Consider the following 16,640-nt stretch of genomic DNA (forward strand, 5'->3'; position numbering starts at 1 on the left):
ACCCTGACGATTACCCACAGGCCAGTTATACTGGGCGGCTGATTTCATACCCCCGATTCGCAATATCGGCGCTGGCGCGCCGAACGAGGTGAACCTTGGAGTACCCCGACCGCTTCGACGTCATCGTCATCGGTGGCGGTCATGCGGGGACCGAAGCCGCCCTGGCCTCGGCCCGCATGGGCTGCCGGACCCTGCTGCTGAGCCACAACATCGAGACCCTGGGGCAGATGTCCTGCAATCCCGCCATCGGCGGGATCGGCAAGAGCCACCTGGTCAAGGAGATCGATGCCCTCGGTGGGGCCATGGGCCTGGCCACCGACCTGGGCGGCATCCAGTTCCGGGTGCTCAACGCCCGCAAGGGGCCGGCAGTGCGCGCCACCCGCGCCCAGGCCGATCGGGTCCGCTACAAGGCGGCGATCCGCGGCATGCTGGAGAACCAGCCCAACCTGACGCTCTTCCAGCAGGCTGCCGGCGACCTGATCGTCGATGGCGACACCGTCCGCGGGGTAGTGACCGAGACCGGCGTACGCTTCCTGGGCGAGAGCGTGGTGTTGTGCACAGGCACCTTCCTCGGCGGGGTTATCCACATCGGCCTCGATCACAGTCGCGGTGGCCGGGCCGGTGACCCGCCCTCGAATGCGCTGGCCGAGCGACTGCGGGCCCTGCCGTTCCGGGTGGATCGGCTGAAGACCGGCACGCCGCCGAGACTGGACGCCAAGAGCGTGGATTTCTCGGTCCTCGAGGAACAGCCCGGCGACAGCCCCACGCCGGTGATGTCCTATCTGGGCCGGCGGGAGCTGCATCCGCGACAGGTGAGTTGCCACATCGCCCACACCAACGAGCGCAGCCACGAGATCATCCAGGCCAACCTGGATCGCTCGCCGATGTTCTCGGGGACCATCGAAGGCGTGGGACCGCGCTATTGCCCGTCCATCGAGGACAAGGTGCATCGCTTCGCGGACAAGGCCAGCCACCAGATCTTCATCGAGCCCGAGGGACTCGATACCCACGAGCTCTACCCCAACGGCATCTCGACGTCGCTGCCCTTCGATGTTCAGCTGCAGGTGGTGCGCTCCATCCACGGACTGGAAAACGCCCATATCACCCGGCCCGGCTATGCCATCGAATACGATTTCTTTGATCCCCGGGACCTGAAACACTCCCTGGAGACGAAGTTTATCCACAACCTGTACTTCGCCGGGCAGATCAACGGCACCACGGGGTACGAGGAAGCCGGCGCCCAGGGGCTGCTGGCCGGGCTCAACGCGGCACGGCGCGCGCGGGGCCTGGACGCCTGGTGGCCGCGGCGCGACCAGGCCTATCTGGGCGTGCTGGTGGACGACCTGATCACCCTGGGCACCAAGGAACCCTATCGGATGTTCACCTCCCGGGCGGAATATCGCCTGCTGCTGCGCGAGGACAACGCCGACCTGCGCCTCACCGAGGCCGGCCGGGAACTCGGCCTGGTGGACGAGACGCGGTGGCGCGACTTCAGCACCAAGCGCGATGCCATCGAGCGCGAGAGTGCCCGCCTCAAGGCCAGTTGGATCCAGCCCGGCAGCGAGGCCGCGACGCGGGTCGCCGCCAAGACCGGCAAGCCGTTGCCCCGGGAGTACAGCCTGATGGACCTGCTCAAGCGCCCGGAGCTGGGTTACGCCGACGTCGCCGACCTGACCGGCGAGCCGGTGGCGGACGAGCGGGTCGCCGAACAAGTGCAGATCCAGGCCAAGTACCAGGGGTATATCGACCGGCAGCAGGACGAGATCGACAAGCTCAAGCGTCACGAGGCCACGCGGCTGCCCGAGGACTTCGACTACTCCGGGGTCGAGGGGCTGTCCCACGAGATCCGCCAGAAGCTCGCCGAGGCCCGTCCGGAAACCCTGGCCCAGGCCTCGCGGATTTCCGGCGTCACCCCGGCGGCCGTATCGATCCTGCTGATCCATCTCAAGAAGCGTCGCCTGCTCGATGACAGCCGGGTGGCCAACGGATGACGATCGACGACAAGCGGCTCAGGCAGCGCCTGACGGACGGCCTGGATACCCTCGGCCTGAGCGTGGCCCCGGCTCGTCGCGACCGGCTGCTGGCGCTGGTGGGGCTGTTGCACAAGTGGAATCGCGCCTATAACCTCACCGCGGTACGTGACCCCGAGGAAATGGTCACCAAGCACCTCCTCGACAGCGCCGCCGTGCTGCCCTTCGTCAGCGGGCCGACGGTCCTCGATGTCGGTGCCGGCCCCGGGTTGCCGGGCCTGGTGCTGGCGATCCTGAACCCTGACCTGCAGGTGACGCTGCTCGACAGCAACGGCAAGAAGGTACGCTTCCAGCGCCAGGCGGTGATGGAACTGGGGCTGAGCAACGTCACCCCGGTGCAGGCACGGGTCGAGGCGTTCGCCCCCCCCTCGGCGGGCTTCGATCAGGTGATCTCCCGGGCCTTCGCCAGCCTCCAGGAATTCGTGACGTTGAGCGAGTCGTTGCCGAGCGTGGACGGGCAATGGCTGGCCATGAAGGGGCCTGCCGTGGAAGATGAACTGGGCGGGTTACCGGACGACGTGGTGCCGGTCGCCTGCCACGAGCTGAAGGTGCCCTTCGTGGCCGGCAGTCGTCGGCTCGTGATCCTCGAGCGCACTCATTCCACCCAGGGCCGCCCCTGAGGCGTCCGTCACTCGCAAGGAAGTCGCCGTGACCAAGATCATCGCCTTGACCAACCAGAAGGGGGGCGTGGGCAAGACCACCACCGCCGTCAACCTGGCCGCCAGCCTGGCGGCGCTGGACCGTCGCGTGCTGCTGGTCGACCTGGATCCCCAGGGCCATGCCACCATGGGCAGCGGCGTCGACAAGCACGAGCTGGATGGCAGCGTGCTCGACGTGGTGCTCGGCGAACGCCGTTCCAGCGATGTCATCCTCGACTGCCCCGAGGCAGGCTATGCCCTGCTGCCGGGCAACGGCGACCTGACCGCCGCCGAGGTGGAACTGCTTGAGCGTGACGAGGGGCGCGAGCAGAGCCTGGTCAAGGCGCTGGCCGAGGTGGCCGACGAGTACGACGTGGTGCTGATCGACTGCCCGCCGTCCCTCAACATGCTGACCGTCAACGGGCTGACCGCCGCGGACGGCGTGCTGATTCCCCTGCAGTGCGAGTTCTATGCCCTGGAGGGGCTCTCGGCGTTGCTCGACACCGTGGAGCAGATCAAGGACAGCGTGAACCCGCGTCTCGAGATGTTCGGCATCCTGCGTACCATGTTCGATTCCCGCAACAGCCTGACCCGGGATGTCAGCAAGCAGCTGCGCGACTACTTCGGCGATGCCCTGCTCAAGACCACCATCCCGCGCAACGTGCGGGTCGCCGAGGCACCGAGCCACGGCCTGCCGGTGACCAAGTACGCGCGCTTCTCGCGGGGCAGCCAGGCCCACCGGGTGCTGGCCAAGGAACTGATCCGCCGACTGTCGCTGTAACCCGAGCACCTACTCCGCTCTTAGTGATGAGGGATTGTCGATGACGCGTAAACGCGCCCTGGGACGCGGCCTGGATGCCCTGATCGGCGCCGGCGCCCGTCGCCGCGAAAGCCTGGACCTGCCCGAGGTCGACACGACGCTGCAGGACGGCGAGCTGAATGGTGCGGAGCCCAAGGACGCCGGCGCCGAGGAACGCCTCGAGCGCCTGCCGCTGGGCCAGCTGTCCCGCGGCAAGTACCAGCCCCGTCGGGACATCCAGCCCGAGGCCCTCGAGGAGCTGGCCGACTCGATCCGTGCCCAGGGCGTCATGCAGCCCATCGTGGTACGGCCGACCGGCGACCAGCGCTACGAGATCATCGCCGGCGAGCGGCGCTGGCGGGCGGCCCAGCTGGCCGAGCTCGACGTCATTCCGGCGGTGGTGCGCGAGGTCAGCGACGAGGTCGCCCTGGCGCTCGCCCTGATCGAGAACATCCAGCGCGAGAACCTCAACCCCATCGAGGAAGCCATGGCGCTGAAGCGGCTGCTCGACGAGTTCGAGCTGACCCAGCAGCAGGCCGCCGATGCCGTGGGCCGTTCCCGGGCCCAGGTCGCCAACCTGCTGCGCCTGCTGGCCCTGGATCCCGAGGTGCAGACCCTGCTCGAGCGCGGCGACCTGGACATGGGCCATGCCCGGGCCCTGCTGGCGCTGTCCGGGGTCAAGCAGCGCAAGGCCGCTCATGAAGTGGTCAACAAGGACCTCACCGTGCGGGCCACCGAGGCACTGGTGAAACAGTTGAGCAGCGGCGAAGCGAAAAAGGCGGAGGCTGCGTCGCCGAGCCCCGATGTGGCGCGCCTCGAGTCGCGCCTGGCCGACCTGCTCGGCGCGCCGGTGAAGATCCAGCATGGCCGCGGCGGCAAGGGGCGAGTGACCATTCGCTATGCCAGTCTCGACGAGCTGGACGGCATCCTCGAACACATCCGCTGAACATCCCGCTCGATCGACGGGAAAACGTTTAGCGAGCTAATTGGCGTTGCGCAATTTTTCTCGACTTTTAGTCGTAAGCTGGCGCGATATCGCGCGAAATCGGCTCGCGATTGGTTGAAGCCTGGGTGGGGCTTCCCTATAATCGCGCCGGACCTGCCGTTGGTGTGAGGCGGCGGTTCTCGAGGCAGGTGGGACGCCAAGCGTCGGCAGAGTTCACGGAGACCCCATGGCAGCCAGCATCAAGCGTCCCAGCATCCGACGTCTGCTCCTGGCGCAGGTCGCGGTGGTCTGCCTCGCAGCGGCACTCGGCGCGGCTTCCGGCGGTGGTCCCGTCGCACTCTCGGCGCTGCTGGGGGGAATGGTGGCCTTCCTGCCCAATGCCTTTTTTGCCTGGCGAGTCTTCCGCTATCAGGGGGCTCGGCATTCCAGGAACATCGTCAACGGCTTCTATCGCGCGGAAGCCGGGAAGTTCGGTTTGACGGCGGCTCTGTTCACCCTGGTGTTCGTCGCAGTGCCCCCCTCAAACCCCGCTTTCTTCTTTGGCGCTTACGTGGTGACGTTGTTCGTTCACTGGCTGGGGCCCTGGCTCCTTGGGCGACCGTCACACACCTGAAATCGAGGCAGATCATGGCAGGAAACAACCCGACTCCGACGGAGTACATCCAGCACCACCTGCAGAACCTGACCTTCGGGAATCATCCGGAGCATGGCTGGAGCATCGCCCATTCGGCCGACGAGGCCGCCGAGATGGGCTTCTGGGCCATCCACCTCGACACCCTCGGCTGGTCGATCGGGCTCGGCCTGGTGTTCATGCTGCTGTTCCGCAAGGTGGCCCAGAGCGCGACCACCGGGATCCCCGGCGGCGTGCAGAACTTCGTCGAGCTGATGGTCGAGTTCGTCGACAACTCGGTCAAGGACACCTTCCACGGCAAGAGCAACCTGATCGCGCCGCTGTCGCTGACGATCTTCTGCTGGGTCTTCCTGATGAACCTCATGGACCTGGTGCCGGTGGACGTTCTGCCCATGCTGGCGCAGAAGGTCGGTGCCATGTTCGGGGCCGATCCCGCCCACGTCTACTTCAAGGTCGTGCCGACCACCGACGTCAATGCCACCCTCGGCATGTCGCTGTCGGTCTTCGCGCTGATCATCTTCTATACCATCCGTGCCAAGGGCTTCTCGGGCTTCATCGGCGAGCTGACCCTGCACCCGTTCAACTCTCCGAACAAGCTGGTGCAGGCGCTCTTCGTGCCGGTCAACTTCCTGCTCGAGACCGTGACCCTGATCGCCAAGCCGATCTCCCTGGCACTGCGTCTGTTCGGCAACCTCTACGCCGGCGAGCTGATCTTCATCCTGATCGCGATGATCGGGCTGTGGCAGCTGCCGCTGCACTTCCCCTGGGCGGTGTTCCACATCCTGGTCATCACCCTGCAGGCCTTCATCTTCATGATGCTGACCATCGTCTATCTCGCCATGGCGGTGGAAAAGCACTGACCGTTTAACCCTTAACCCACTCACCCTTAACCATTAACCACTAAACGAAAACTGGAGAGACCACCATGGAAGCACAAGTTCTGGGTATGACCGCCATCGCCGTGTCCCTGCTGATCGGCCTGGGGGCACTGGGCACCGCCATCGGCTTCGGTCTGCTGGGCGGCAAGTTCCTGGAAGGCGCCGCGCGTCAGCCGGAGATGATCCCGATGCTGCAGGTCAAGATGTTCATCGTCGCCGGCCTGCTGGACGCCGTGACCATGATCGGTGTGGGTATCGCGCTGTTCTTCACCTTCGCCAACCCGTTTGTCGGTTAAACCGCGACGGTCGCAAGACCCGTCGTGACGTTAACCCCAAACCTGTGACGCGAGAGGTGCTGGCGTGAACCTGAACCTAACCCTGATCGGCCAGGCTATCGCCTTTGCGTTCTTCGTCTGGTTCTGCATGAGGTTTGTCTGGCCGCCGGTCATGCAAGCCCTGCAGGAACGCCAGAAGAAGATCGCCGATGGCCTGGATGCTGCCAGCCGTGCTTCACGCGATCTCGAACTGGCCGAAGAGCAGGCCAACGAGACGCTGCGCGAGAGCAAGGAGCAGGCGGCCGAAATCCTGGAGCAGGCCCACAAGCGGTCCAACCAGATGATCGACGAGGCACGTGAGCAGGCCCGCCAGGAAGGCGAGCGCATGATCACGCAGGCCAAGTCCGAGATTGAGCAGGAAATCAACCGCGCGAAGGAAGAGCTGCGTGAGCAGGTGTCGCGACTCGCCATTGTCGGCGCCGAGCGTATCCTGGAGTCCGCCATCGACGAGAAGCAACACGGCAAGCTCGTTGACAAACTCGCCGAAGAGCTCTGAGGAGGTGACCCATGGCGGAACTGTCTACCGTCGCTCGCCCCTACGCCAAGGCGGCCTTCGAACACGCCGTTGAGACCAAGGCGCTCGCCGACTGGTCCGGCATGCTTGCCACCGTGGCGCAGGTCGTCGCCGACGACGACATGCGCCGCCGGGTGCTGGGCAATCCGCGGCTGTCCAGCGCACAGAAGGCGGATGCCCTCGTCGACATCTGCGGCGACGCCGTCGATGACGGCGTCCGCAACTTCCTGCGCCTGGTCGGCCAGAAGGGTCGCCTGGCGGCTCTCCCCGCCATCGCCGAGCAGTTCGAGCTGCTCAAGGCCCAGCAGGAGAAGCGCATGGACGTGAACATCGTCTCCGCCTTCCCGCTGGATGACGGGCAGCAGGACAAGCTGGCGAGTGCGCTGGCCAAGCGTCTGAATCGCGAAATCTCCATTACCACTCAGGTGGATTCCACCCTCCTGGGAGGCGTCATCCTGCGCGCCGGCGACACCGTCATCGACGGGTCGGTCCGCGGTCGACTGAACCGCCTCCACGAGGCCCTTTCCGCCTGAGTCTGAGGGACATGGCATGCAGCAACTGAATCCTTCCGAGATCAGCGACATCATCAAGCAGCGTATCGAGAAGCTGGATGTCGCATCCGAAGCCCGTAACCAGGGCACCATCGTCAGCGTGTCTGACGGCATCGTGCAGATCCACGGCCTCGCCGACGCGATGTTCGGCGAGATGATCGAATTCCCCGGCGGCATCTTCGGCATGACGCTCAACCTCGAGCGTGACAATGTCGGCGCCGTGGTGCTGGGCGACTACCTGCAGCTCGAAGAGGGCATGACCGCCCAGTGCACCGGGCGCATCCTCGAGGTGCCGGTGGGCCCCGAGCTGCGCGGCCGCGTGGTCGATGCCCTGGGCAACCCCATCGACGGCAAGGGCGACATCAATGCCAAGATGACCGACGCGGTGGAGAAGGTCGCCCCCGGCGTCATCACCCGCCAGTCCGTCGACCAGCCGATCCAGACCGGCTTCAAGTCCATCGACGCCATGGTGCCGATCGGCCGCGGCCAGCGTGAGTTGATCATCGGCGACCGCCAGATCGGCAAGTCCGCCATCGCCATCGACGCGATCATCAACCAGAAGGGCAAGGACGTCACCTGCGTCTACGTGGCCATCGGCCAGAAGCAGTCGACGATTGCCAACGTGGTGCGCAAGCTCGAGGAGCACGGCGCCATGGAACACACCATCGTGGTCGCCGCCGGCGCCGCCGATCCGGCCCCGATGCAGTTCCTCGCCGCCTACTCCGGCTGCACCATGGGCGAGTACTTCCGCGACCGCGGCGAAGACTCGCTGATCGTCTACGACGATCTCTCCAAGCAGGCCGTGGCCTATCGTCAGGTCTCCCTGCTGCTGCGTCGTCCGCCGGGCCGCGAAGCCTTCCCGGGTGACGTCTTCTACCTCCACTCCCGCCTGCTCGAGCGTGCCGCTCGCGTGAACGCCGACTACGTCGAGAAGTTCACCAATGGCGAGGTGAAGGGCAAGACCGGCTCGCTGACCGCACTGCCGATCATCGAGACCCAGGGCGGTGACGTCTCCGCCTTCGTGCCGACCAACGTGATCTCCATCACCGATGGTCAGATCTTCCTCGAGACCGACCTGTTCAACTCGGGCATCCGTCCGGCCATCAACGCCGGCCTCTCGGTATCCCGCGTCGGCGGCTCGGCCCAGACCAAGATCGTCAAGAAGCTCGGCGGTAGCGTGCGCCTGGCCCTGGCCCAGTACCGCGAGCTGGCGGCCTTCGCCCAGTTCGCCTCCGACCTGGACGAGGCCACCCGCAAGCAGCTCGAGCATGGCCAGCGCGTCACCGAGCTGATGAAGCAGCACCAGTACTCGCCGATGTCCGTGGCCGAGATGGCCGTCTCCCTGTATGCCGCCAACGAGGGCTACCTGGAGGACGTCGATGTCAAGAAGGTGCTGGACTTCGAGCGTGCCCTGCAGGACTTCATGAAGTCCGAGTACGCCGAACTGCTCGACAAGATCAACCAGACCGGCGACTACAGCGACGAGATCAAGAATGGCCTGAAGGAAGGTCTCGACAAGTTCAAGGCGACTCAGAGCTGGTAATCCCGTCGGCCCGTCCCCGCCAGGGGGCGGGCCCTGGAGCTTTCTGAGGCCACGAACAAAGGTAGATCGCTATGGCAGCTGCAAAAGAGATACGCACCCAGATCGGGAGCATCAAGAACACGCAGAAGATCACCAGTGCCATGGAGATGGTCGCTGCGTCGAAGATGCGCAAGGCGCAGGACCGGATGAAGGCCAGCCAGCCCTACGCCAAGCAGATCCGCAACGTCGTGGGCCACATCGCCGATGCCAACCCGGAGTACAAGCATCCGTGGATGGAGGAGCGCGAGGTCAAGCGGGTCGGCTACATCGTGGTGTCCAGTGACCGTGGCCTGTGTGGCGGCCTGAACGTGAACCTGTTCAAGGCCGTCGTCAAGGAGGCCAAGGCCTGGCGCGACAGCGGCGCGGAGCTCGACTTCTGCGCCCTGGGCAGCAAGGCCACCACCTTCTTCCGCAAGTACGGCGGCAGCCTGGTCGCGGCCAAGAGCGGCCTGGGCGAGGCCCCGTCACAGGACGACCTGATCGGCAGCGTGAAGGTGATGCTCGATGCGTACGACGAGGGCAAGCTGGACCGCCTCTACGTGGTGTTCAACGAGTTCGTCAACACCATGACCCAGAAGCCGGTGGTCCGTCAGCTGCTGCCCTTGTCCGCCGAGATGGGCGCGGATGATGCGCAGAACGAAGAACACAAGCGTCCCGGTAGCTGGGACTACCTGTATGAGCCGGATGCCAAGGAGCTATTGGATAGCCTGCTCGTGCGTTTCGTCGAGGCGCAGGTCTATCAGGCGGTGGTCGAGAACGTGGCCTGCGAGCAGGCCGCGCGCATGATCGCGATGAAGAGTGCCACCGACAACGCCGGCAATCTGATCGACGACCTGGAGCTGGTGTACAACAAGGCCCGTCAGGCGGCCATCACCCAGGAAATCTCCGAGATCGTCGGTGGCGCCGCCGCCGTATAGCCCGGGGGAGGGCGCGGCCCTCCCGGCAAGCAGGTTTCATTTGCAGGTATTTGAGAGGAACCAAGATGAGCGGACGTATCGTACAAATCATCGGCGCGGTGATTGACGTAGAGTTTCCGCGGGACGATGTTCCCAAGGTCTACGACGCGCTGAAGGTCTCCGACAAGGAGACCGTTCTCGAGGTCCAGCAGCAGCTGGGCGACGGCGTGGTGCGCACCATCGCCATGGGCTCCACCGAGGGCCTCAAGCGCGGCATGGACGTCACCAACACCGGCGCGGCCATCTCCGTGCCGGTGGGCAAGGCGACCCTGGGCCGCATCATGAACGTGCTGGGCGAGCCCATCGACGAGGCAGGCGAGATCGGCGAAGAAGAGCGCATGCCGATCCACCGCAAGGCGCCGGGCTATGCCGACCAGGCAGCCACCAGCGAGCTGCTGGAGACCGGCATCAAGGTCATCGACCTGGTCTGCCCCTTCGCCAAGGGCGGCAAGGTTGGCCTGTTCGGCGGCGCCGGTGTCGGCAAGACCGTCAACATGATGGAGCTGATCCGCAACATCGCCACAGAGCATAGCGGCTACTCCGTGTTCGCCGGTGTCGGCGAGCGGACCCGCGAGGGTAACGACTTCTACCACGAGATGGAGGAGTCCAACGTTCTCGACAAGGTGTCGCTGGTCTACGGCCAGATGAACGAGCCGCCCGGCAACCGCCTGCGCGTGGCCCTGACCGGCCTGACCATCGCCGAGAAGTTCCGCGATGAAGGTCGCGACGTGCTGCTGTTCGTCGACAACATCTACCGCTACACCCTGGCCGGTACCGAGGTCTCGGCGCTGCTGGGCCGCATGCCCTCCGCGGTGGGCTACCAGCCGACCCTGGCCGAGGAGATGGGTGTCCTGCAGGAGCGCATCACCTCCACCAAGGCCGGCTCCATCACCTCCGTGCAGGCGGTGTACGTGCCCGCGGACGACCTGACCGACCCGTCCCCGGCGACCACCTTCTCGCACCTGGATGCCACCGTGGTACTGGCGCGCTCCATCGCCGAGCTGGGCATCTACCCGGCTATCGACCCGCTGGACTCCACCTCGCGTCAGCTGGATCCGCTGGTCGTCGGCGACGAGCACTACAACACCGCCCGCGGTGTGCAGGGCGTGCTGCAGCGCTACAAGGAGCTCAAGGACATCATCGCCATCCTGGGCATGGACGAGCTGTCCGACGAGGACAAGCTGGCCGTCTCCCGGGCGCGCAAGATCCAGCGCTTCCTGTCGCAGCCGTTCTTCGTCGCCGAGGTCTTCACCGGGTCTCCCGGCAAGTACGTGTCGCTGAAGGAAACCATCCGCGGTTTCCAGGGCATCCTCGACGGCGAGTACGATGAGCTGCCGGAGCAGGCCTTCTATATGGTCGGTACCATCGACGAGGCCGTCGAGAAAGCCAACCAGATGAAGTAATCCCTCCACCTGGGAGACGTCATCATGACGAAAAGCTTCAAGTGCGAGATCGTCAGCGCCGAGGCGTCGATCTTCTCCGGGACCGCCGAGCAGGTCGTGGCGGCCGGGCGCATGGGGGATCTCGGGATCCTGGCCGGTCACACGCCGCTGCTCACCGAGCTGGCCCCCGGTCCGGTCCGTATCGTCCTGGGGGGAGGTGACGAGGATCACTTCTACGTCTCGGGCGGATTCCTCGAGGTACAGCCCGAGGTCGTCACCGTGCTGGCCGATACGGCCATCCGCGCCGATGACCTCGACGAGGCCGCCGCCGAAGAGGCTCGCCAGCAGGCGCTCAAGGCGATGGACGAGAAGTCCGCGGAGATGGACTACACCCGTGCCTCGGCCGAGCTGGCCGAGGCGATGGCCCAGCTGAGGACCATCCAGCAGCTGCGCCGCAAGGTGGGCCGGAGCTGATCCAGGGCTCCTGCCATGCATGACGATCGCGCCCCCCGGACACGTGTCGGGGGGCGTTTTCGTTTCGGTTGCCTGCACGTTCAGGCATCGCGAGGATGAGCCCGATGCCACTCGATGAGTCCCTGATGCCTCACAAGACCGCACTGCTGTCCGCCCTGGAGGCGAACGACCGCGCGCGCCTCGATGCCCAGCTGCCCGAGCTGCGCTCCGCCGACATCGCCGAGATCCTTCAGGAGCTGCTGGAGGATGACGACGTGCTGCGCGGCCGCGCCCTGCTGGCCTGCCTGCCTCTGGAGCGGCGGGCCAGCGTGATCGGCCACCTGCACGCCGAGGAGCAGCTCGTCATCGCCGAGGCCATGGGCGATGACGTGTTGCTGGCGGTGCTCGAGGAAATGGGCGCCGACGAGCGCACCGACCTGTTCAAGGTGCTCGGCGAGGACCGCCGCGAGGCGCTGTTGCGGCGCATGGCGCGTCAGGAGCGCGAGGAGCTCAAGCGCCTGGCCAGCTACGAGGAGGGCACCGCCGGGGCCCTGATGACCTCCGATTACGTGGCGATCCCCACCGGCATGACGGTGTCCCGGGCGATGATGCGGGTGCGCCAGACCGCGCCGGACGCCGAGACCGTGTACCAGCTTTACGTGATCGATCCCGAGGGATGCCTGGCCGGGACCATGTCGCTGCGCCAGCTGATGGTGGCGAGGCCGGGAGCCCGGGTCGACGAGCTGATGATCCGCGACGTCATCCATGCCGCCGTCGACACTCCCCAGGAGGAGGTCGCCCGTCTGGTCGCCCGCTATGACCTGCTGGCCGTGCCGGTGGTCGACGAGACGCGTCGCCTGGTGGGCATCGTCACCCATGACGATGCCATGGATGTGGTGGAGTCCGAGGCCACCGAGGATATCCACAAGGGGATGTCCATCGGCCAGTTGGAAGACGGCGTCAGCCGGGTGCCGCTCGCCAGCCTGTACCGCAAGCGCGTCACCTGGCTGGTGCTGCTGGTGTTCGGCAACCTCTTCTCCGGTGCCGGCATCGCCTACTTCGAGGACACCATCGCCGCCCAGGTGGCGCTGGTGTTCTTCCTGCCGCTGCTGATCGGCAGCGGCGGCAACGCCGGGGCCCAGGCCGCCACCCTGATGGTGCGCGGCATGGCCACCGGTGACGTCGGGGTCAAGGACTGGGGCAAGCTGCTGGGTCGCGAGCTGCTGGTCGCCGGCTCGCTCGGCCTGACCATGGCGCTGGCCGTGGCCCCCATCGGAGTGATCCGGGCCGGCGAGGCGGTGGCCCTGGTGGTGGCGGTGAGCATGATCGCCATCGTGCTGTTCGGTAGCCTGCTCGGCATGTGCCTGCCCTTCGTGCTCGACCGCCTGGGCTGGGACCCGGCCACCGCCTCGGCGCCGCTGGTGACCACCTTGATCGACGCCTCCGGGGTACTGATCTACTTCGGCTTCGCCACCCTGATGCTGTCCGCGGGCTGACCCGCGGGGCGGACAGGGTGGCCCCGAAAGTGTATTCTCTGGCTCCGCCCGAACGCCGTTTCCAAACATCTCACAGGATACTTCCATGGATTGGTTACAGATTGTCCTGCTGTCTTTCATCCAGGGACTGACCGAGTTCCTGCCGATCTCCAGTTCCGCCCACCTCATCCTGCTGCCCGTGTTGACCGACTGGTCCGACCAGGGCCTGGCCTTCGATGTGGCCCTGCACCTGGGCAGCCTCGCCGCGGTGGTACTCTACTTTCGCCACGAACTGGTCGCCATGGTCGGCAGCTGGGGGCGCAGCGTCGCAGGGCGCGGCACCGACGAGGATGCCCGCCTGGCCTGGTGGGTGATCCTGGCGACCATACCGGTGGGCGTGGTGGGACTGGCCTTCAAGGACAGCATCGAGGTGGTGATGCGCTCGCCGCTGGTCCTCGCCGGCGGGCTGATCGTCTTCGGCCTGCTGCTCGGCTATGCCGACTGGCGGCATCGCGGGTCACGCAACGAGTACCACATGCACTGGCACGATGCTCTGTGGATCGGCCTGGCCCAGGCCCTGGCCCTGATCCCCGGCACCTCGCGGTCGGGCATCACCATGACCGCGGCGCTACTGCTGGGCCTGAACCGCGAGGCCGCGGCGCGCTTCTCCTTTTTGCTGTCGATCCCGGTGATCGTGCTCGCCGGCGGGCTCGAGGCGCTGAGCCTCGCCGAATCGCCGGCCCCGGTAGCCTGGCTCGACCTGGCGGCGGGTACGCTGCTGTCCGGCATCAGCGCCTATCTGTGTATCCACTTCTTTCTGGTGTTCATCAAGCGGATCGGCATGCAGCCCTTCGTGGTCTATCGTCTCATGCTCGGTGTCGCGCTGATCTGGCTGTTCGGCTAGCCTCCCCTGGCCATCTTTCGGAGTTCCTGTGCCATGCCTCTGGTGTCCCGTCATCCTGCCGTCGTCCTCCTCTTGCTGCTCCTCTTGGCCGGCTGCTCCGAGGCGCCGAAGCCCCTGCCCTCCCCGGTGACCCTGGAGGGGGACATCTTCGGCACCTTCTACCAGGTGACCATCGCCGACCCGATCACCGGCGAGCGGCGCGACGCCCTCGAGGCGGGCATTCTCGCCGAGCTCGCGGCGGTGGATGCCGCCATGTCCACCTACCGCGACGATGCCGAGCTGGTGGCCTTCAACCAGGCGCCGGTGGGCGAGTGGCAGTCGCTCTCCGCGCCCCTGATCGAGGTGCTGGCCATCGCCCGTTCCGTGGCCCGGAGCAGTGGCGGCGCCTTCGATGTCACCGTCGGCGGGCTGGTCAACCTGTGGAGCTTCGGGCCCGAGGCGCGCCCCAGGGCCGTCCCCGACGCGGCGACCATCGCCGCCCGGCTGGCCGAGGTCGGCATGGACACCCTGGAGCTGGACGTCGACGAGGGCCGGGCACGGCGCCTGCGGGACGTCTTCGTGGACCTCTCGGGGGTGGCCAAGGGGCATGCTACCGACCGGGTGGCCGCCTACCTGTCGGCCCAGGGGCTCGAGCACTACCTGGTGAATCTCGGCGGCGAGCTCAAGGTTGCCGGCTTCCGCGACGCCGAGCAGGCGCCCTGGCGCATCGGCATCGAGGTGCCGCGGGACGGCCGCCCTCAGGCCCAGCATGTGCTGGCCCTGCAGGATACCTCGGTGGCCACCTCCGGGGACTATCGCAACTATTTCGAGGAAGACGGCCGGCGCTATTCCCATACCATCGACCCGCGCACCGGCCGGCCGATCCGTCACCGCCTGGCCTCCGTGACCGTCATGCATCCCTCCAATGCCCGGGCCGATGCCTGGTCCACGGCCATGACGGTGCTCGGCGAGGAGGAGGGCATGGCGCTGGCTCGCCAGGAGGCGCTGGCCGTGCTGATGCTGGTGCGCGACGGTGACGGCTGGCGAAGTCTGGCGAGCCCGGCCTTTGCCGAGCGGCTCGGCGAGTCGGTGGTCGAGGAGCTGGGTCTCGAGGTGGCCGACGAGCCGGGGCGTGATGACCAAGCACGAGCCGACGTGGATGCCGCATCGGCCAACACCCTAGAATGAAACGATTGAGACAACCGGACAAGGAGTCATGATGAGCCTCGACGTGGTGATACTGGCGGCCGGGCAGGGGACCCGGATGCGTTCCACCCTGCCCAAGGTGCTGCACCGCCTGGCGGGCAAGCCCATGGTGCGTCACGTGATCGATACGGCCCGGGGGCTTGACGCCGAGCAAACCCATGTGGTGGTCGGGCATGGTGCCGAGCACGTGCGCGAGGCGCTGGCCGACTGTCGCGTGCGCTTCGCCGTGCAGGCCGAGCAGAAGGGCACCGGCCACGCCGTGGCCCAGACCCTGGATGCCCTCGGTGACGGCAAGGTACTGGTGCTCTACGGCGATGTTCCGCTGACCCGTCGCGAGACCCTGCGCGAGCTGCTCGCGGAGGTGGACGAGCAGCACCTGGGCCTGCTCACCGTGACCCTCGAGGAGCCCAACGGCTACGGGCGTATCCTGCGCAACGAAGCCGGCGAGGTCGTGGCCATCGTCGAGCACAAGGATGCCTCCGAGGCCGAGCGTAGCATTCGCGAATGCAACACCGGCATCATGGCCATGACCGCCGCCCAGCTGCGTCGCTGGCTGCCCCGGCTGTCTGCCGACAATGCCCAGGGCGAGTATTACCTCACCGATATCATCGCCATGGCCGCCGCCGAGGGGGTGAAGATCGCCACCGCCCAGCCGGCGCGTCCCCTGGAGGTGGAAGGCGTCAACAACCGCGCCCAGATGGCCCGTCTCGAGCGCGCCCACCAGGCGGATATTGCCGAGGCGCTGATGGCGCAAGGCGTGGCCCTGCTGGATCCCTCACGGCTGGACGTGCGGGGCACCCTGACCTGTGGGCACGACGTCGAGATCGACGTGGGCTGCGTGTTCGAGGGCGACGTCGAGCTCGGCGAGGGGGTGCGCATCGGCCCGCATTGCGTGATCCGCGACAGTCACATCGGTGCCGAGACCGTGGTCGAGCCGCATAGCGTCATCGAGGGCGCCGTGGCCGCCGGCCACAATCGCATCGGGCCCTTTGCCCGGCTGCGTTCCGGTTCGCGGCTGGCCGTGGGCGCGCGGGTCGGCAACTTCGTCGAGACCAAGAACGCCGAGGTCGGCGAGGGCAGCAAGATCAACCACCTGAGCTATGTGGGCGATGCCCGGCTGGGGCGGGACGTCAACGTCGGTGCGGGCACCATCACCTGCAACTACGACGGCGCCAACAAGCACCACACCGAGATCGGCGATGGCGCCTTCATCGGCTCCAACACCGCCCTGGTGGCCCCGGTGAGCGTCGGCAAGGGCGCAACCGTGGGGGCCGGCTCCACCCTGAGCCGCGACGTGGCGGACAATGCCCTGGCGGTGAGCCGAGCCCGGCTGATCACCAAGGAAGAGTGGCAGCGACCGGTCAAGCACAAGGACTACTGA

The 16,640-nt window shown here is 66.5% G+C and carries 17 protein-coding genes; all 17 read left to right on the forward strand.

Annotation, left to right across the window (positions count from 1 at the left end; translation table 11 throughout):
• The first annotated feature begins 95 nt into the window (after window positions 1-95).
• Window positions 96-1,991 carry a tRNA uridine-5-carboxymethylaminomethyl(34) synthesis enzyme MnmG gene (gene mnmG, locus EKG36_RS06115; RefSeq protein ID WP_126482084.1) on the forward strand — a complete coding sequence of 632 codons (1,896 nt, stop codon included), beginning with the start codon at window positions 96-98 and terminating at the stop codon, window positions 1,989-1,991.
• Window positions 1,988-2,650 carry a 16S rRNA (guanine(527)-N(7))-methyltransferase RsmG gene (gene rsmG / locus EKG36_RS06120; RefSeq protein WP_126482086.1) on the forward strand — a complete coding sequence of 221 codons (663 nt, stop codon included), beginning with the start codon at window positions 1,988-1,990 and terminating at the stop codon, window positions 2,648-2,650. The genes mnmG and rsmG overlap by 4 nt, the downstream gene beginning before the upstream one ends.
• Before the next feature lie 28 nt (window positions 2,651-2,678).
• Window positions 2,679-3,449 carry a ParA family protein gene (locus tag EKG36_RS06125; protein ID WP_126482088.1) on the forward strand — a complete coding sequence of 257 codons (771 nt, stop codon included), beginning with the start codon at window positions 2,679-2,681 and terminating at the stop codon, window positions 3,447-3,449.
• A 40-nt stretch (window positions 3,450-3,489) separates the two neighbouring features.
• A complete protein-coding gene (locus EKG36_RS06130) occupies window positions 3,490-4,413 on the forward strand; it encodes a ParB/RepB/Spo0J family partition protein (protein ID WP_126482090.1) in 924 nt (307 codons plus the stop codon).
• A gap of 226 nt (window positions 4,414-4,639) precedes the next feature.
• Window positions 4,640-5,026, forward strand: a complete 387-nt coding sequence (locus tag EKG36_RS06135) for an ATP synthase subunit I (RefSeq protein WP_126482092.1) — start codon at window positions 4,640-4,642, stop codon at window positions 5,024-5,026.
• Window positions 5,027-5,040: 14 nt separating this feature from the next.
• Window positions 5,041-5,904 carry a F0F1 ATP synthase subunit A gene (atpB, locus tag EKG36_RS06140; RefSeq protein WP_126482093.1) on the forward strand — a complete coding sequence of 288 codons (864 nt, stop codon included), beginning with the start codon at window positions 5,041-5,043 and terminating at the stop codon, window positions 5,902-5,904.
• Window positions 5,905-5,969: 65 nt separating this feature from the next.
• Window positions 5,970-6,218 carry a F0F1 ATP synthase subunit C gene (gene atpE / locus EKG36_RS06145; RefSeq protein WP_126482095.1) on the forward strand — a complete coding sequence of 83 codons (249 nt, stop codon included), beginning with the start codon at window positions 5,970-5,972 and terminating at the stop codon, window positions 6,216-6,218.
• Between the two features lie 64 nt (window positions 6,219-6,282).
• Window positions 6,283-6,753 carry a F0F1 ATP synthase subunit B gene (locus tag EKG36_RS06150; protein WP_126482097.1) on the forward strand — a complete coding sequence of 157 codons (471 nt, stop codon included), beginning with the start codon at window positions 6,283-6,285 and terminating at the stop codon, window positions 6,751-6,753.
• An 11-nt stretch (window positions 6,754-6,764) separates the two neighbouring features.
• Window positions 6,765-7,304, forward strand: coding sequence for a F0F1 ATP synthase subunit delta (locus EKG36_RS06155; protein WP_126482099.1), 540 nt, complete (start codon window positions 6,765-6,767; stop codon window positions 7,302-7,304).
• 16 nt (window positions 7,305-7,320) lie between these two features.
• Window positions 7,321-8,865 (forward strand): F0F1 ATP synthase subunit alpha, encoded by a 1,545-nt coding sequence (atpA, locus tag EKG36_RS06160; RefSeq protein WP_126482101.1) that lies wholly within the window; start codon window positions 7,321-7,323, stop codon window positions 8,863-8,865.
• 71 nt (window positions 8,866-8,936) lie between these two features.
• Window positions 8,937-9,821 carry a F0F1 ATP synthase subunit gamma gene (gene atpG / locus EKG36_RS06165; protein ID WP_126482103.1) on the forward strand — a complete coding sequence of 295 codons (885 nt, stop codon included), beginning with the start codon at window positions 8,937-8,939 and terminating at the stop codon, window positions 9,819-9,821.
• Between the two features lie 65 nt (window positions 9,822-9,886).
• The gene (gene atpD / locus EKG36_RS06170; protein WP_126482105.1) at window positions 9,887-11,263 is read left to right on the forward strand and encodes a F0F1 ATP synthase subunit beta; all 1,377 of its coding nucleotides are present in this window, start codon (window positions 9,887-9,889) and stop codon (window positions 11,261-11,263) included.
• Between the two features lie 24 nt (window positions 11,264-11,287).
• A complete protein-coding gene (locus EKG36_RS06175; RefSeq protein WP_126482107.1) occupies window positions 11,288-11,716 on the forward strand; it encodes a F0F1 ATP synthase subunit epsilon in 429 nt (142 codons plus the stop codon).
• Window positions 11,717-11,820: 104 nt separating this feature from the next.
• Window positions 11,821-13,191, forward strand: coding sequence for a magnesium transporter (mgtE, locus tag EKG36_RS06180; RefSeq protein WP_126482109.1), 1,371 nt, complete (start codon window positions 11,821-11,823; stop codon window positions 13,189-13,191).
• 85 nt (window positions 13,192-13,276) lie between these two features.
• A complete protein-coding gene (locus tag EKG36_RS06185) occupies window positions 13,277-14,074 on the forward strand; it encodes an undecaprenyl-diphosphate phosphatase (RefSeq protein WP_126482111.1) in 798 nt (265 codons plus the stop codon).
• Between the two features lie 33 nt (window positions 14,075-14,107).
• Window positions 14,108-15,241, forward strand: coding sequence for an FAD:protein FMN transferase (locus EKG36_RS06190; protein WP_126482113.1), 1,134 nt, complete (start codon window positions 14,108-14,110; stop codon window positions 15,239-15,241).
• Window positions 15,242-15,269: 28 nt separating this feature from the next.
• Window positions 15,270-16,640, forward strand: coding sequence for a bifunctional UDP-N-acetylglucosamine diphosphorylase/glucosamine-1-phosphate N-acetyltransferase GlmU (gene glmU / locus EKG36_RS06195; RefSeq protein WP_185827490.1), 1,371 nt, complete (start codon window positions 15,270-15,272; stop codon window positions 16,638-16,640).

This window comes from Halomonas nitroreducens, assembly GCF_003966155.1.
In the GTDB taxonomy this organism is placed as follows: Bacteria; Pseudomonadota; Gammaproteobacteria; order Pseudomonadales; family Halomonadaceae; genus Halomonas; species Halomonas nitroreducens.

What these genes read in the sequence shown, in the direction of transcription:
- rsmG (WP_126482086.1), top strand. Translation starts at nt 1,988, where the DNA reads ATGACGATCGACGACAAGCGGCTCAGGCAGCGCCTGACGGACGGCCTG.
- EKG36_RS06130 (WP_126482090.1), top strand. Translation starts at nt 3,490, where the DNA reads ATGACGCGTAAACGCGCCCTGGGACGCGGCCTGGATGCCCTGATCGGC.
- EKG36_RS06135 (WP_126482092.1), top strand. Translation starts at nt 4,640, where the DNA reads ATGGCAGCCAGCATCAAGCGTCCCAGCATCCGACGTCTGCTCCTGGCG.
- atpB (WP_126482093.1), top strand. Translation starts at nt 5,041, where the DNA reads ATGGCAGGAAACAACCCGACTCCGACGGAGTACATCCAGCACCACCTG.
- atpE (WP_126482095.1), top strand. Translation starts at nt 5,970, where the DNA reads ATGGAAGCACAAGTTCTGGGTATGACCGCCATCGCCGTGTCCCTGCTG.
- EKG36_RS06155 (WP_126482099.1), top strand. Translation starts at nt 6,765, where the DNA reads ATGGCGGAACTGTCTACCGTCGCTCGCCCCTACGCCAAGGCGGCCTTC.
- atpA (WP_126482101.1), top strand. Translation starts at nt 7,321, where the DNA reads ATGCAGCAACTGAATCCTTCCGAGATCAGCGACATCATCAAGCAGCGT.
- atpG (WP_126482103.1), top strand. Translation starts at nt 8,937, where the DNA reads ATGGCAGCTGCAAAAGAGATACGCACCCAGATCGGGAGCATCAAGAAC.
- atpD (WP_126482105.1), top strand. Translation starts at nt 9,887, where the DNA reads ATGAGCGGACGTATCGTACAAATCATCGGCGCGGTGATTGACGTAGAG.
- EKG36_RS06175 (WP_126482107.1), top strand. Translation starts at nt 11,288, where the DNA reads ATGACGAAAAGCTTCAAGTGCGAGATCGTCAGCGCCGAGGCGTCGATC.
- mgtE (WP_126482109.1), top strand. Translation starts at nt 11,821, where the DNA reads ATGCCACTCGATGAGTCCCTGATGCCTCACAAGACCGCACTGCTGTCC.
- EKG36_RS06185 (WP_126482111.1), top strand. Translation starts at nt 13,277, where the DNA reads ATGGATTGGTTACAGATTGTCCTGCTGTCTTTCATCCAGGGACTGACC.
- EKG36_RS06190 (WP_126482113.1), top strand. Translation starts at nt 14,108, where the DNA reads ATGCCTCTGGTGTCCCGTCATCCTGCCGTCGTCCTCCTCTTGCTGCTC.
- glmU (WP_185827490.1), top strand. Translation starts at nt 15,270, where the DNA reads ATGATGAGCCTCGACGTGGTGATACTGGCGGCCGGGCAGGGGACCCGG.